Annotated in this window: 12 protein-coding genes and 1 pseudogene; 5 read left to right on the top strand and 8 right to left on the bottom strand. The window is 53.8% G+C overall.

The genetic code is table 11. The features are described from left to right. Positions 1–14: 14 nt before the first annotated feature. From glgX to asd, 3 genes are all read right to left on the bottom strand, one after another. Complete coding sequence (gene glgX, locus OGY33_RS01560; protein WP_191238052.1) at positions 15–1,991, bottom strand: glycogen debranching protein GlgX; 1,977 nt, start codon at positions 1,989–1,991, stop codon at positions 15–17. Beyond that, positions 1,991–4,174: a 1,4-alpha-glucan branching enzyme gene (gene glgB, locus OGY33_RS01555; protein WP_032945237.1), complete on the bottom strand. Its 2,184-nt coding sequence runs from the start codon at positions 4,172–4,174 to the stop codon at positions 1,991–1,993. The genes glgX and glgB overlap by 1 nt, the downstream gene beginning before the upstream one ends. A 273-nt stretch (positions 4,175–4,447) precedes the next feature. Next, on the bottom strand, positions 4,448–5,554 hold the full coding sequence (asd, locus tag OGY33_RS01550; RefSeq protein WP_191238051.1) for an aspartate-semialdehyde dehydrogenase: 1,107 nt from the start codon (positions 5,552–5,554) through the stop codon (positions 4,448–4,450). A gap of 190 nt (positions 5,555–5,744) precedes the next feature. Here asd and yhgN point away from each other — a divergent pair, with 190 nt between their 5' ends. From yhgN to OGY33_RS01535, 3 genes and pseudogenes are all read left to right on the top strand, one after another. Next, positions 5,745–6,338 (top strand): NAAT family transporter YhgN, encoded by a 594-nt coding sequence (yhgN, locus tag OGY33_RS01545; RefSeq protein ID WP_032950413.1) that lies wholly within the window; start codon positions 5,745–5,747, stop codon positions 6,336–6,338. Positions 6,339–7,411: 1,073 nt separating this feature from the next. Then, the gene (locus OGY33_RS01540; protein ID WP_191238050.1) at positions 7,412–7,858 is read left to right on the top strand and encodes a hypothetical protein; all 447 of its coding nucleotides are present in this window, start codon (positions 7,412–7,414) and stop codon (positions 7,856–7,858) included. After that, positions 7,852–8,031, top strand: a pseudogene (locus tag OGY33_RS01535) (MarC family protein); the annotation flags it as partial. The gene OGY33_RS01540 and the pseudogene OGY33_RS01535, both read left to right, overlap by 7 nt. Here OGY33_RS01535 and gntU read toward each other — a convergent pair. The 5 genes from gntU to OGY33_RS01510 all read right to left on the bottom strand — a co-directional run bounded on the left by gntU (position 7,954) and on the right by OGY33_RS01510 (position 12,947). Then, a complete protein-coding gene (gene gntU, locus OGY33_RS01530) occupies positions 7,954–9,294 on the bottom strand; it encodes a gluconate transporter (protein WP_003827609.1) in 1,341 nt (446 codons plus the stop codon). The pseudogene OGY33_RS01535 and the gene gntU sit on opposite strands and share 78 nt — an antisense overlap. Then, positions 9,294–9,824 carry a gluconokinase gene (gntK, locus tag OGY33_RS01525; protein WP_003023475.1) on the bottom strand — a complete coding sequence of 177 codons (531 nt, stop codon included), beginning with the start codon at positions 9,822–9,824 and terminating at the stop codon, positions 9,294–9,296. Before gntK ends, gntU begins: the two co-directional genes overlap by 1 nt. A gap of 141 nt (positions 9,825–9,965) precedes the next feature. Further along, positions 9,966–10,961: a gluconate operon transcriptional repressor GntR gene (gene gntR, locus OGY33_RS01520; RefSeq protein ID WP_008786351.1), complete on the bottom strand. Its 996-nt coding sequence runs from the start codon at positions 10,959–10,961 to the stop codon at positions 9,966–9,968. A gap of 129 nt (positions 10,962–11,090) precedes the next feature. Further along, a complete protein-coding gene (yhhW, locus tag OGY33_RS01515) occupies positions 11,091–11,786 on the bottom strand; it encodes a quercetin 2,3-dioxygenase (protein ID WP_003023472.1) in 696 nt (231 codons plus the stop codon). A gap of 123 nt (positions 11,787–11,909) precedes the next feature. Next, positions 11,910–12,947, bottom strand: a complete 1,038-nt coding sequence (locus OGY33_RS01510) for an oxidoreductase (RefSeq protein ID WP_032945239.1) — start codon at positions 12,945–12,947, stop codon at positions 11,910–11,912. 470 nt (positions 12,948–13,417) lie between these two features. Here OGY33_RS01510 and yhhY point away from each other — a divergent pair, with 470 nt between their 5' ends. Both yhhY and OGY33_RS01500 read left to right on the top strand, forming a co-directional pair. Beyond that, positions 13,418–13,906: an N-acetyltransferase gene (gene yhhY / locus OGY33_RS01505; RefSeq protein WP_191238049.1), complete on the top strand. Its 489-nt coding sequence runs from the start codon at positions 13,418–13,420 to the stop codon at positions 13,904–13,906. Positions 13,907–13,952: 46 nt separating this feature from the next. Further along, positions 13,953–14,837 carry a hypothetical protein gene (locus tag OGY33_RS01500; protein ID WP_191238048.1) on the top strand — a complete coding sequence of 295 codons (885 nt, stop codon included), beginning with the start codon at positions 13,953–13,955 and terminating at the stop codon, positions 14,835–14,837. Positions 14,838–14,873: the final 36 nt, after the last annotated feature.

Here is a 14,873-nt window from a genome sequence, read left to right as displayed (position 1 = left end):
GACTAACTCCTTTTTTATCTTCTCTGGAACACACACAGTCCGTGCGCAGGTCCCTGCCAGACAGCCGTAAGCACCGGATTATCCTCTCCGGCAAATGGGGGAACGGCGCACCATTCCCCTTCAGGTAAAACGATATCTGTCACCTCAAGCGTGGCATTTATTGCAATCAGAAAACGGTCTGATAGCAGGATTTGCATCTGCCTCGGGCCGTTTTGCCACTCATCCGCACTTAAGGGTTGTGCGTACTTATTCAGCCAACGAACATTGCCATCGCCCTCTTCCCACCAGCGATCGTCCGTTAATGCAGGAATTTGCTGACGAAGATGGATCAGGGCAGCGGTAAATGTGGTTAGCCCGCTGTTTGCCTGCTGCCAGTCCAGCCAGGTTAGAGCGTTATCCTGGCAGTAAGCGTTATTGTTGCCGTGCTGGCTATGACCATGCTCATCGCCCGCCAGCAACATCGGCGTCCCCTGGGAGAGCAACAGCGTGGATAACAGCGCATGAATGCTGTCGCGCCGCCGCTCAATCAGGTCCAGCGTGCCGCCTAATCCTTCTTTACCATGATTGTCGCTGTAGTTATTGCTAGTGCCGTCGCGATTTTCCTCACCATTCGCTTCATTGTGCTTATTTGTGAAGCACACACAGTCGCGTAGCGTAAAACCGTCGTGCGCAGTCACCAGATTGACCGTCGCGCTGGGTTTGCGACCATCGCGTTTAAACACGTCGCTTGATGCGGCAAAACGCCCGGCAAACTCACCCAACGAGAGATTACGCTGGAGCCAGAAGCGTCGGGTCGCATCGCGGAAATGGTCATTCCACTCGGCAAACGGCGGGGGAAAATTCCCCACCTGATACCCGCCTTCACCAATATCCCACGGTTCCGCAATCAGCTTAACGCGTGAGAGCAGCGGACAGTTTTGGATCGCGGTAAACAGTGGCGCATCCTGACGAAACGCAGGTGTACGCCCCATGACGGAAGCCAAATCAAAACGAAAACCATCCACATGGCAGGTTTCAACCCAGTAGCGCAGGCATTCACATGCGTATTCCACAACGCCCGGATGGCTCAGATTGAGGGTGTTCCCACAACCGGTCCAGTTGTAGTAATCACCATCGTCCCTGATCCAATAATAGCTACGGTTATCAATTCCGCGCAGCGAGAAGACGGGGCCTTCGAGATCCAGCTCGGCGCTGTGGTTCAAAACGATATCGAGAATGACCTCAATCCCCGCTTTGTGCAGCGCTTTTACCGCGTCGCGAAACTCATCAAGCGCACTCTCCGGCGAACAGGCATAGGCCGGATGCAGCGCGAACATCGCTACCGGGTTGTAGCCCCAATAGTTCGACAGCCCCAGCCGCTGAAGCCGTGGTTCGCTGGCAAAATGCGCCACCGGCAGCAGCTCCAGCGCGGTAATGCCGAGGCGCTTGAAGTAATCGATCATCACTGGATGGCCCAGCGCTTTGTAGGTTCCGCGAATCTCTTCCGGCAGCTCAGGATGCAAATACGTCAACCCTTTGACATGCGCTTCGTAAATCACGGTATTGCCCCACGGCGTGCGCGGCGGGATATCATCCTCCCAGTCATAATGATCGGACACCACCACGCCCTTCAGCGCGATGTTGGCATTATCATGATGATCCGGTTCATTTAGCCCACCGTGCAGCAGCGGGTTATCTTTTAACTCGCCATCCACCCGACGGGCGCAAGGGTCAAGCAGCAGCTTGGCCGGATTAAACCGGTGGCCCTGCTGCGGTTGCCATGGGCCATGAACACGATAGCCATAGCGCAGACCGGGCCGGGCGTTGGCCAGATAGCCATGCCAGACATCACCGCTACGCCCCGGCAGGTCATAGCGAAGTTCGCACCCTTGCTCATCGAATACGCATAATTCAACGCGTTCAGCGTGGGCCGAGAAGAGTGTGAAATTGACACCATGGCCGTCATACGTTGCACCATGGGGGGTGGCGTTGCCGGTTGCCAGTTGCGTCATTACCCCTCCCGGACCAGCCAGATCGTTGCCAACGGCGGTAACGTGAGGCTCAGTGAGTGCTGACGACCATGGCTGGCGATTTCATCGCTGTGCACCGCACCGCCGTTGCCGGTATTGCTACCGTGGTAATGCATCGAGTCGGTATTGAGGATCTCACGCCATTTGCCTGGCTGATTGATACCGAAGCGATAGCCGTGGCGGGGCACAGGCGTAAAGTTACTGACCACGATGATTTCATTGCCGACCTTGTCACGACGCACGAAAGCCAGCACCGAACGTTCGTTGTCATCCACCACCAGCCATTCAAAACCATAGGCGTCAAAGTCGAGCTCGTGCAGCGCTTTGTGATGACGGTAGGTGTGGTTCAAATCGCGCACCAGACGCTGTACGCCGTGGTGCCAGTTATCGCCACCTTCCAGCAGGTGCCAGTCGAGGCTGGCGTCATGGTTCCATTCACGTCCCTGCGCAAACTCGTTGCCCATAAACAGCAGTTTTTTGCCCGGGAAGGCCCACATCCAGCCGTAGTAGGCGCGCAGGTTGGCAAACTTCTGCCATGCGTCTCCCGGCATGCGATCGAGAATGGATTTTTTACCGTGTACCACTTCATCATGCGACAGCGGCAGGACAAAGTTTTCGGTGTAGTTGTACAGCATGCCGAAGGTCAGCTTGTCGTGATGGTACTGACGATGAATCGGATCCAGCTTCATGTAGTCCAGCGTGTCGTGCATCCAGCCGAGGTTCCACTTATACCAGAACCCTAAACCGCCCATATCCTGTGGTCTTGAAACGCCGGCAAAGTCGGTCGACTCTTCCGCCATGCTCACCGCACCAGGCACCTGCTCGCCAAGAATGCGGTTGGTATTGCGCAAAAATTCAATGGCTTCGAGGTTTTCACGACCACCAAATTCGTTTGGGATCCATTCCCCTTCTTTGCGGCTGTAGTCGCGATAAATCATCGACGCCACGGCATCCACGCGCAGCGCGTCAATACCAAAGCGTTCAATCCAGTACAGGGCGTTGCCCACCAGGTAGTTGCTGACTTCACGGCGACCATAGTTGTAGATCAGCGTGTTCCAGTCCTGGTGATATCCTTCGCGCGGGTCGCTGTGTTCATACAGGTTGGTGCCATCAAACTCAGCCAAACCAAAGTCGTCCGATGGGAAGTGGCCCGGCACCCAGTCGAGAATAACGTTCAGCCCCGCCTGATGCGCGGCATTCACGAAATAACGGAAATCATCGCGCGTCCCGAAGCGACGGGTCGGCGCATACATGCCGGTAGGCTGGTAGCCCCAGCTACCGTCGAACGGATGCTCGTTAATCGGCAACAGTTCGAGGTGGGTAAAGCCCATCCATTTGGCGTACGGCACCAACTGATCCGCCAGCTCGCGGTAGCTCAGCCAGAAGTTGTTATCGGTATGACGACGCCATGACCCCAGGTGAACTTCATAGATAGAGATCGGTGCATCAAACTGGTTGGCTTTTTTGCGCGCCTCGCTTTGCACTACTTTTTCCGGCAGACCACAGATAAGCGACGCGGTTTCCGGACGCATTTGCGCTTCGAAGGCGTAAGGGTCCGCTTTGATTCGCAGCTTACCGTTGGCATCGATCATCTCGTATTTATACAGCTGACCATGCTGCGCGCCGGGGATAAACAGCTCCCAGATACCGCTTTCTTTGCGCAGGCGCATTGGGTGGCGACGGCCATCCCAGTAGTTGAACTGCCCAACCACTGACACGCGTTGAGCGTTAGGCGCCCAGACTGAGAAGCGCGTACCGGTTACGCCATCCATGGTATCCGCATGCGCACCCAGCGTTTCGTAAGGTCGCAGGTGCGTACCTTCAGATAACAGCCAGGCATCCATATCCTGGATCAGCGGGCCAAAACGATAAGGGTCATCAATCAGATTCTGCTGTCCATGCCAGACAACGGCCAACTGATAGCGAAAGAAATTTTTACGGCGGGGAAGTACTGCACAGAAAAAACCGCGAGAGTCGAGGCAATCCAGCTTGCCGACTTTGCGTCCGGTTTTGGGTTCGATCACCCACACTTCGGTGGCGTCAGGTAATAGGGCGCGGACTTCAAGTCCAGCATCAGTTTGGTGCATACCGAGTACGGAAAAAGGATCCGCAAAATGGCCTGCAATTAGCGCATTAATCACGTCTCTATCGATACGAACGGACATGGTTGTCATCCTGTTTTATGGCGTCACCCCTTCCAACTGATTTTCGACATCAGGTAGTGACACTTTTTTTGACCTGAACGGCGCAGCACAATTGTGCATCCTCTCTGCGTCGTCCCACCTTCAGGCAACAACTTAATACCTCCGGTACTAAGTCACCCTTAAAGAATAGCCAATGCTTTATCTTACTCCTGGTAAAAAATGAAACATCTGCGCTTACTCCTGTATTACGCAAAAAAAGGGGTGATTCCTCACCCCTTGATCGTTAACAAACTATTACGCCAATTGGCGCAGCATACGGCGCAATGGCTCCGCAGCACCCCACAGCAACTGGTCGCCCACGGTAAAGGCTGACAGGAACTCCGGTCCCATGTTCAGCTTACGCAGACGGCCTACTGGCGTGGTCAGCGTGCCGGTAACGGCCGCCGGGGTTAACTCACGCATGGTGATATCCCGATCGTTTGGTACAACTTTGGCCCACGGATTGTGCGCCGCCAGCAGTTCTTCCACGGTCGGAATAGACACATCTTTTTTCAGTTTAATGGTGAACGCCTGGCTGTGGCAGCGCAGCGCGCCGACGCGCACACACAGACCATCAACCGGGATCGCGGAAGACGTGTTGAGAATTTTGTTGGTTTCCGCCTGTCCCTTCCACTCTTCACGGCTCTGACCGTTATCGAGCTGTTTGTCGATCCACGGAATCAGGCTACCGGCCAGCGGTACGCCAAAGTTATCAACCGGCAGTTCGCCGCTGCGGGACAGGGTCGTCACTTTACGTTCGATGTCGAGAATAGCAGAGGAAGGGGTCGCCAGTTCCTCGGCCACATGGCCATACAGATGACCCATCTGAGACAGCAGTTCACGCATATGGCGCGCGCCGCCGCCGGAAGCCGCCTGATAGGTCGCCACGGAAACCCAGTCAACCAGGTCATTGGCAAACAGGCCACCGAGGGACATCAGCATCAGGCTAACGGTACAGTTGCCGCCAACAAAGGTCTTAATGCCTTTGTTCAGGCCGTCGGTGATGACATCCTGGTTAACCGGATCGAGAATAATGATGGCATCGTCTTTCATACGCAGCGAAGAGGCTGCGTCAATCCAGTAACCCTGCCAACCGCTTTCACGAAGCTTTGGATAGATTTCGTTGGTATAATCGCCGCCCTGACAGGTCACGATGATATCGAGCGCCTTCAGCGCATCCAGATCAAAAGCGTCCTGAAGTGTGCCGGTCGCGGTGCCACCGAACGTCGGTGCCGCCTGCCCGAGCTGGGAAGTAGAAAAGAAAACAGGGCGAATGGCGTCGAAGTCACGCTCCTCAACCATGCGTTGCATGAGAACAGAGCCGACCATACCGCGCCAGCCGATAAAACCAACATTTTTCATAGCGTTTTTTCCTGCAGAGATGTGTGCTGTGTATGCTAACCAGTATCCTACTGGCCTATCCTTCACCATACAAAAAGCAGCCAAAGTCGCAAGTGAAATTAATCAATGATAGCGAAGCCATCAGTAATGCGACTTATCCCGCTGCGCAAGCAAGCAGAAAGTCCGCGGTAATTATCAGGGAATTTGAGTTATGAATGAAATCATTTCAGCGGCAGTTTTATTGATCCTGATTATGGATCCGCTTGGAAATCTGCCCATTTTCATGTCCGTATTGAAACATACCGAACCAAAACGTCGCCGCGCGATTATGATTCGCGAGCTGTTTATTGCGCTGTTGGTGATGCTGATATTCCTGTTTGCGGGCGAGAAAATTCTGGCATTTCTTAACCTGCGTGCAGAAACCGTATCGATCTCCGGGGGCATCATTTTGTTCCTGATCGCCATTAAGATGATTTTCCCCAGCGTCACCGGGAATAGCACCGGGCTTCCGGCTGGTGAAGAGCCATTTATCGTACCGCTGGCGATTCCGCTGGTAGCCGGGCCGACAATCCTGGCCTCATTAATGCTGTTGTCGCATCAGTATCCAAACCAGATGGGGCATCTGGTGATTGCGCTGCTGATCGCCTGGGGCGGTACATTCGTTATTTTGCTGCAGTCTTCGCTGTTTTTACGTCTGCTGGGAGAGAAAGGGGTTAACGCGCTGGAGCGCCTGATGGGGCTGATTCTGGTGATGATGGCAACCCAGATGTTCCTCGACGGCGTGCGGATGTGGATGAAGGGGTGACAGTATTTTCTTTGATTTTGTAGGCCCGGTAAGCGCCACCGGGCAACCGTTTTGAAGCTGGAGAACATGGCATTTCAGAGAACGATTCCGTTCACGTTATGCTCATTGCTTCTCTGAGATCTCGTCACCAGTGAACGTGCTAAGGGGCTACGCAGCCCCCTTAGCAATCCCGGCTCCCGGCAGGAAAATTGCCACTTCGTGGTTCCCTCCACTTATTCCTCCAGGCTACCGGGCCGGGCGCGAGGCAGCGTCCATGCAAAACGCGCCCTGAACCCGCATCCCTGCGGGTTCTCCCGGCCTTACGGAAACGTGTCGGCAATTTTCAGCCGGACCAGCTCACACCTGACCACCTGAGCTTTTACTTAAATACCTGTGAACAGCAAAACGGATATAGCTGAAAGCCAGAGCGCTGAAGCGACACCCTGGTCCGGCTGAAAATCGATGAGGTGTTGACGGCTGACCGGGTCTGCCCGCAGGGATGCGGGCAGAGGGGACGGCCTGCATGGATGCAGGCTCGGCCCCGACCCGACAGGCAGACGGAATAAGACGAATAACTCGCGCAGCGACGATTTTCCCGCCGGGAGCCTGGGTTGCAAGGGAGGCGGCGGTGAGCCTCCCTTGCACGTTCACGGACATCAGCGCTTCAGAGAAATGACACCACTGAGGTGAACGGAACCCTGAGCAATAATCACATGTTCACCCTACATGCTTAACTGAACGGCATTGCACTGTAATACCAGGTATTCCTTATGCTTTTAAACCGCTGAGAAAACGTATTTTCATTTCTGCGAAGCGCCTTCCGGAATGCCCTCTTGTCAGCATCACGGATAAGCATTATCTTCTCGCTGCACCTGCAAAATCAGGTGCCAGAATTAGCCTTCTGAACTCCTTCATCGGTGACGCAAGTATTTTTGTGTCGCACGCTTAGGTACACTCCAATGGTGGACCGGGCGGGGGCGTCGCAAGACGCGCCGGTATCCGATGAGGCCGGTAAGGCTAACCCTGTTCGGCTCCACCACCAGTGAGATTAGCCTCTCCAGTGGTGGATGAAATCACTCATCGGAGGCTGCCCTATGGCTACTACCCCTCTCTTTTCACACTCTTTATTTACCCTTCCCTTTAGCCATGCCACGGACTTCACCGAACTGGCGGATAACTGTGAGCGTTTTGTCGAAGGGCTTGTTGAATGTCATGACCCGGTAGAAAAACTGGCGATGTGTGCGCGCCTGTCGGCCTGTCTGGCACTACTACAACCAACCTTAACGGAACCTGTACCGCAGCATCTAAAGGCTAGCCTGACGGTAGAAACCTTACCGACCCGCTCTCCCCTCTTTGAACCCGAACCAGATCAGATGGGGCGTTACTGCCAGCTTTTGACGCATTTACTGATGAGTAAAACGCTGTCTGACGAGATGGAACGCGTGGCGGGTGATTTACTGCAGGATTTAGTGGGCTATTTCGCCGACACACTGAAAGCGCCGCGCTGGTTGAAAACCGAGGATGGGGTGATGGTGCTGTAAAAAAGCCGGGTGGCGGCTTCGCCTTACCCGGCCTACGGTGTCGATATGTGCTCGTTTCCAGGCCCGGTAAGCGCTAGCGCCACCGGGCAATGCCATCAGCTCAACAGCTGAAAAGCAATCATACCGACAATCGCGCCGACCGTACCGAGGATGGTTTCCATCATCGTCCAGGTCTTCAGCGTTTGCGCTTCGGTCGCGCCGGTAAATTTACCGAACAACCAGAAACCCGCGTCGTTAACGTGGCTGACCACGATAGAGCCGCCCGCGATACAGATAGACAGCGCCGCCATCTGGGCACCCGAGTAGTTCAGTTGCTCAATCACCGGCATCACCAGACCGACCGCCGTTAAGCAGGCCACTGTCGCGGACCCCTGAATGATACGCACCGCCGCCGCCAGCACGAAGCAGGTGATAGCGATCGGCAAGCCCATACCGGTTAACGCTTCGCCCAGTGCAGGACCAACGCCGGAATCTACCAGTACCTGTTTGAACACGCCGCCAGCACCAATCACCAGCAGAATAATCCCCGCTGGCTGCAGTGCATGGCCGCAGATTTCCATCACGCGGTCTTTTGGCATGCCCTGGCGTACCGCCAGACCGTAAATCGCCACCAGACAGGCAACCAGAATCGCGGTAAACGGATGACCGATAAACTCGAACCATTCGTAGGTTGAAGAACCGACCGGAACAAAGCGTGCGGCGATGGTTTTCAGACCAACCAGCACCAGCGGCAGCAGGATCAGCGATAAGCTGAAGCCAAAGGAGGGCATTTTTCCTTCGCCCAGATGCGGCTCGGTAATGTCTTCCGGTACGTGCAGCTCAACGTAACGGCTGATGAAATTACCCCACAGCGGCCCTGCGATAATCATGCCCGGGATCGCGGCGCACAGGCCAATCAGGATCATCCAGCCAAAGTCGGCGTGCATCTGAGAGGCCAGCAGCATCGGCGCAGGCCCCGGCAGCAGGAACGCTGCGGCAGCCGCCACGCCCGCAAACAGCGGAATGACCAATTTAACCAGGTTAGTACCGGTATGGCGCGCCATTGAGAACGCTACGCTAATCAGCAGCACAATCGCCACCTCAAAGAACAGCGGCAGCGCGCAAATCAGACCGGCCAGGCCAATCGCGTAATGTGCGCGGCTATGACCGAAGGATTTCAGCATTTTGACGGCAATCTGATCGACCGCGCCGGTCTCATGCAAAATCTTGCCGAACATCGCCCCCAGCGCCACCACAATCGCCAGGAAACCGAGCGTGCCTCCCATCCCTTTTTCCATGGTCGCCGCGATTTTATCGAGCGGCATACCGGAAAAGAGACCTGCACCAATGGATACCACCATCAAAGCAACGAAGGCGTGCATACGCGCCTTCATCACTAAAAACAGCAGTAATAAAACGGACCCTACTGCTGTTAAAACAAGCGTTAATGTGCTCACTACTTACTGCCTTGGTTAATAACCTCAATGGTGCTGGCGACCACACCGTCCAGTGGTTGATCGATATCGACCACCAGTACATCGTTTTCATTCGCACCCGGTTCTTCCAGCGCTTCAAACTGGGTAACCAGCATCTGCGTTTTGAAGAAGTGGCCTTTACGCGCCTTCAGACGGCTTTCAATAACGTCAAAATCCCCTTTCAGATAAATGAAAGAGAGGTTCGGGTTACCGTCGCGCAACTGGTCGCGGTAGACTTTTTTCAAGGCAGAACAGACGATCAGCGAAACCTTGTTGGTACGCTGCATCGCAAAAGCGGCGTCATTCAGCGCCTGTAGCCACGGTTTACGGTCGTCATCGTTGAGTGGCTCACCGGAAGCCATTTTCATGATGTTGCTGCGCGGATGGAGAAAATCGCCATCAAGAAACGCGGCCTGCAGTTGATGCGCCACTTCGCTGGCGACAGCAGATTTACCGCTGCCCGATACGCCCATCAGAACGTAAACGTGGTGATCATGATTAGTCGTGCTCAAAGCGTTGCCCCCACTGGTACAAGAATCAGGAAATTGTTACGGGTAACTGTTATCGGTAACATTGTCCAGCCGGATAAATAGAGAAGCAATATCCATTCGTGCTCGAAGTGTATAAGTGTGAGCTACTTCAAACTTGTTGGCTTAAATAGATCCGCCCGGTGACAAGGTGAAACCTAAATCTAACATTTTAGGCGTGACTGCTTCACCACGAATGCGCGCCAGCAGGCGTTCTGCGCCAATGCTGCCCATCCGTTCACGCGGCGTGAGTACACTCGCCAGACGCGGCTCCATCACCTGCCCGATGTCGTGACCGTGGAATCCGGCAATCGCCATGTCATCCGGGATTTTCAGCCCTAAACGCTGGCATTCGAAGGCCGCCCCTACCGCCAGGTCATCGTTGGTACAGAAAACGCCGTCGAGCTGCGGGTATTCACGCCGCGCCTGACGGATGAGTTCAATACCGGAGGAGTAGGAAGAAGACTGTTCCACCATCACGCTGTACGGCACCAGGTTGGCATCGCGCATTGCCTGCTCGTAGCCTCTCTGTTTGATGATAGTACGTTCATCAAGACGAGCGCCAAGATAGGCTACATGACGGTGCCCGCGGGCGATAATAGCGGCAGTCATCTGACGCGCGGCTTCGAAGTTGTCGAAACCGACGGCGATATCCAGACACGGAGACTGGCTGTCCATCAGCTCAACCACCGGGATACCGGCAACTTCAATCATTTTCAGCGTACGGGGCGTATGGCTACGTTCGGTGAGGATCAGGCCATCAATATTCCACGACAGCATCGATTCCAGGCGCTCTTGTTCCATCTCAGGCTTATAGCCGTAGTGCGCGAGCATAGTTTGATAACCATGGGCGTCGGTGACGGCCTCAATGCCGCGTAGCACTTCAGCAAAAACCTGGTTAGTGAGAGACGGTAACAGCACGCCGATAGCGCGGCTGGTGGCGTTAGAAAGGATATCAGGAGCGCGATTGGGAATATAACCCAGCTCATCAAGTGCAGCGGCAATTTTGCCCCGCAGCGCCACGGAGACCTGCTCCGGGTTACGCAAAAAGCGACTGACCGTCATTTTGGTCACGCCCACGCGGTCGGCTACATCCTGAAGTACGGGTCTTTTCTTTTTCATCGTCCTGAAGCGTTAAAAAGGGATAGATTCCCCCAGTTTACCACGGACGCATGGAATTAATGACAAACGATGAAAAGCCGGATGGCGACGCTTTCGCGTCTTATCCGGCCTACAATGGGTTACAGCACGTTAGACTGGCGGCAGGTCAAACAGTAACACTTCACTGTCGCTGTCGGCATGAATAGAAATTGCCTGTTCATCCCAGATTGCCAGACCGTCGCTGGTGGTCGCTTTGGTGCCGTTAATCGTGACATTGCCTTTTACCACCTGGATCCAAACGCGGCGTTCCGCGGCAATCTGATGCACCGACTGCTCATCTTTGACCAGTGCCCAACGGTACAGCTCCATATCCTGGTACACTTTCAGTGAACCATCACGGGCATCCGGCGACAGCACCAGTTGTTTACCCTGAGCGGCATCGAAACGACGCTGTTCATAGCGCGGTGTAATACCGTTCTCCTGTGGCATGATCCAGATCTGATACAGATGCAGCTTCTCAGTATTGCTCGGGTTGTACTCCGAGTGACGGATCCCCGTCCCGGCGCTCATAATCTGAAACTCACCGGCCGGAACCTGCTCTTTGTTGCCCATGCTGTCCTGATGCTCTACCGCGCCTTCCAGCACGTAGGTCAGGATTTCCATGTCTTTATGGGGGTGAGTACCAAATCCCTGACCTGCGTCGATCACGTCATCGTTAATCACGCGCAGTGCTGAGAACCCCATAAAGTTCGGGTCATAGTAGTTGGCAAAAGAGAAGGTATGCCAGGAATCAAGCCAGCCATGATTAGCGTGGCCACGGTCGTTAGCTTTGCGTAAGTAGATCATTGTGTTCACCCCCAGATGTTTTCGATGGAGTAAGTGTGGACTCAATCTGCCTGGGATCATAGAGGGTGAAAATTGACTCCTCTGTTCAAAAAATATGAACAAGCCCAGAGGAGTCTGTGCAGGCTATTTGGCGAGGGTTATCGTGGCAGGCGTTGCCTGTTCAAAGGCGCGTTCGATGATCTCCAGGTTGGTAAGAACTTCAGATTCCTTGACGTAATTAGGCGTACCGGTGGTCAGCGTCTGGTACAGCGCGTCATACACGCGACCGTAATCCCCCACTTCCGGCTTTACCTCTTCTTTTACCGTGATGCCGTCATCGTTGACGTACTCTAGCATCCCAATGGAATCATCAGCAGCGAAACCTGGTTCACCGGGCATGATATTGGCCTTCAGGCTGGTTTCCTGCTGGTCGATGCCGTACTTCACAAACGAGCCTTTGGTGCCATGGACAATAAACTTCGGATAGTCGATTTTCACCAGATGACTGGTTTTAACAATGGCTTTCAGGTCGCCGTAAAACAATTGCGCTTCAAAGGTATCGTCCGGGTTCGCTTTGTTGCGCAGACTGCGAATGTCATAGGCTACATGGTCAGGACGCCCGAAAAGGGAAATAATCTGATCCATGGTGTGTACGCCCAGACCATAAAACGCGCCGTCCTGCGGCAGTCCCGGCTTGGTTTCTGCTTCAGGACGGTAGTAATCGAAATGGCTTTCAACCTCAACAATCTTGCCGAGCTTGCCGCTCTCAATGGCTTTTTTCGCGGTGAGGAAGCAGGAGTCAAAACGGCGATTCTGATACGGCGTAACGGTCAGTCCTTTGCTTCGCGCCAGTTCGAACAGCTCTTTTGCTTGCGCAAGCGTCGGCGTGAAGGGTTTCTCAACCAGCACATTTTTACCCGCTTCCAGCGCGCGTTTAGCATATTCAAAATGGCTGTCAGCATGGGTACAGACGATCACCAGTTTCACCTGCGGATCGTTTAAGATCTCGTCGAGGTCGCTGGTGAAGTGAATATGTGAATACTGCGGCGCCTGCTCTTCCGGCCTGGCGTTGCGGCGGAAAATGTGCGCGACGTGCCAGCTATTTTTGCGGTTGAGGACGTACGGCAAATGGTAGCGGGTAGTGCTTTTACCAAAACCAATAAATGCGCAGTGTAAGGTCATGAGACGATCCTTTTGAAGGTGATTGTCTACACCATAGCGCAAAGCGGCTGGAGACTGAATCCATCCTGTCATCGTGCCGGATGCGGCGTTGCCTTATCCGGCCTACCGCATTATACAGCCAAAAGATCGGGCGTAAGTGGCGTAGGCAGATTATTCACGGCCTGCGCGCAGCAACCGGAGCGTACACAGAGTACGTGAGGATTGCGAGCACAGCCCGGGATTAAGCTGGCAAGCAAACTAGCCCGAAACCCAGCCAAAAAAAAAGCCAGCAAAAGCTGGCTAAAGTAATACTGGAAGCAATGTGAGCAATGTCGTGCTTTCAGGTTCTCCGTAGGGGTTCCCCTGAACGCAGAGCAATAATAATCATTCTCATTCGCACTTGTCTACTTCTTTTTGCAAAAAAATGCAGTTGACGGATTTTTCTTTCTCAGCGAGTGTAAATGCACAATTAACCCTGCAGGAGATAAGGAATGAGTGAGATAGTGATACGCCACGCTGAACCGAAAGATTACGACGCAATTCGTCAGATCCACGCCCAGCCGGAGGTGTACCACAACACGCTACAGGTTCCTCATCCTTCCCTCGAAATGTGGCAAACGCGGCTAACCGAGCAAGCCGGTGTCAAACAGCTGGTTGCCTGCATTGACGATATCGTCGTGGGGCATCTCTGTATTGAGGTCGCGCAGCGTCCGCGCCGCAGCCACGTGGCCGATTTTGGTATCTGCGTGGATGCCAGGTGGCACAATCGTGGCGTTGCCAGTGCGCTGATTCGTACGATGATCGACATGTGCGACAACTGGCTGCGCGTCGAGCGCATTGAGCTGACGGTATTTGTTGATAATGAGCCTGCGGTAGCAGTCTATAAGAAGTACGGCTTTGAAATCGAAGGCACCGGTAAGAAATACGGCCTGCGCAACGGTGAGTACGTTGATGCCTACTTTATGGCGCGCGTGAAATAAATTTAAGGGCGAGTCATATCGCCCTGATTATTGAAAGGACGCAATAGTGAAAAAGTTTCTTCCCCTGGTTTTGCTGGCCTCGCTCTCCCCTGCTTTTGCCACTACTGTACAAAATCTCGATTCCATACCCAGTGCTATCCAACATACTGAAGGTAAACAGATTTTTGCTGATCAAATGGCAGGAGCAACCCCTGTGAAAGGATTTGGTGAGCTTCCTCAGGGCTTATCTGAAAAGCAGTGGATTGCCTGGGTTGCACCGAATGAAGATCCTGACAACCTGATCCTGACGGGTGCTAAATCTTGGGGAAAAGACGGTAAATATATTGGCATTGCCTGTTTCGCCGATAATAAGGCTGACGCCGAGCAAGCAAAAAAATACGCGGATAACACCTGCCCGGAAAACTACAGCAACGGGCGCGCTAATAAATTATATCTCGGCGTTTTTTCCTGGCAGAATCCACAGCTAACGCCGATTGCACGCTCGGAAAAACCGTTAAACCAGCTCTCAGAGTGGAATAAAGCCGCTGAAAAAGAGAGCGATGATGAGTCCGTCAGACCGCTGGCTTATTATACAAAGCTGGATCTGGCACCGTACCGGATAGCACCCGATACCCTGGCATTCGGGGTGCGGGGTGGATACTCTGATGCGTATTCCGGCGGCGGCGCATTTTATGAAGTGCTGGAACTCTACACCATCAAAGACAGCAAGATAATCAACGTGTTTTCTGACCTTGTTTATTACTATTCGGACATTGCTGGAGACTGGAATAAAGACGGCACAAGGCAGCACGACATCAGCGAAAGTAAGTACATTCTCAAAATGCGCTCGGCAAAGACGCACGGATTTTATGACTTAGAGCGCGTTAGCCTACAGGATAAAAGCAGCCAAATATTCCGCTGGTCCGAATCACTGCAGCGATATGCGCCATAACCTACCAGTCAGGCCTACATCGTTCAGAACGCTGTA

It is taken from the genome of Citrobacter sp. Cpo032 (assembly GCF_030332975.1).
GTDB lineage: Bacteria > Pseudomonadota > Gammaproteobacteria > Enterobacterales > Enterobacteriaceae > Citrobacter > Citrobacter portucalensis.
The sequence above is the reverse complement of the archived record's forward strand: the minus strand, read 5'-3'. Positions and strand labels throughout refer to the sequence as shown.

What these genes read in the sequence shown, in the direction of transcription:
- glgX (WP_191238052.1), bottom strand. Translation starts at nt 1,991, where the DNA reads ATGACGCAACTGGCAACCGGCAACGCCACCCCCCATGGTGCAACGTAT.
- glgB (WP_032945237.1), bottom strand. Translation starts at nt 4,174, where the DNA reads ATGTCCGTTCGTATCGATAGAGACGTGATTAATGCGCTAATTGCAGGC.
- asd (WP_191238051.1), bottom strand. Translation starts at nt 5,554, where the DNA reads ATGAAAAATGTTGGTTTTATCGGCTGGCGCGGTATGGTCGGCTCTGTT.
- yhgN (WP_032950413.1), top strand. Translation starts at nt 5,745, where the DNA reads ATGAATGAAATCATTTCAGCGGCAGTTTTATTGATCCTGATTATGGAT.
- OGY33_RS01540 (WP_191238050.1), top strand. Translation starts at nt 7,412, where the DNA reads ATGGCTACTACCCCTCTCTTTTCACACTCTTTATTTACCCTTCCCTTT.
- gntR (WP_008786351.1), bottom strand. Translation starts at nt 10,961, where the DNA reads ATGAAAAAGAAAAGACCCGTACTTCAGGATGTAGCCGACCGCGTGGGC.
- yhhW (WP_003023472.1), bottom strand. Translation starts at nt 11,786, where the DNA reads ATGATCTACTTACGCAAAGCTAACGACCGTGGCCACGCTAATCATGGC.
- OGY33_RS01510 (WP_032945239.1), bottom strand. Translation starts at nt 12,947, where the DNA reads ATGACCTTACACTGCGCATTTATTGGTTTTGGTAAAAGCACTACCCGC.
- yhhY (WP_191238049.1), top strand. Translation starts at nt 13,418, where the DNA reads ATGAGTGAGATAGTGATACGCCACGCTGAACCGAAAGATTACGACGCA.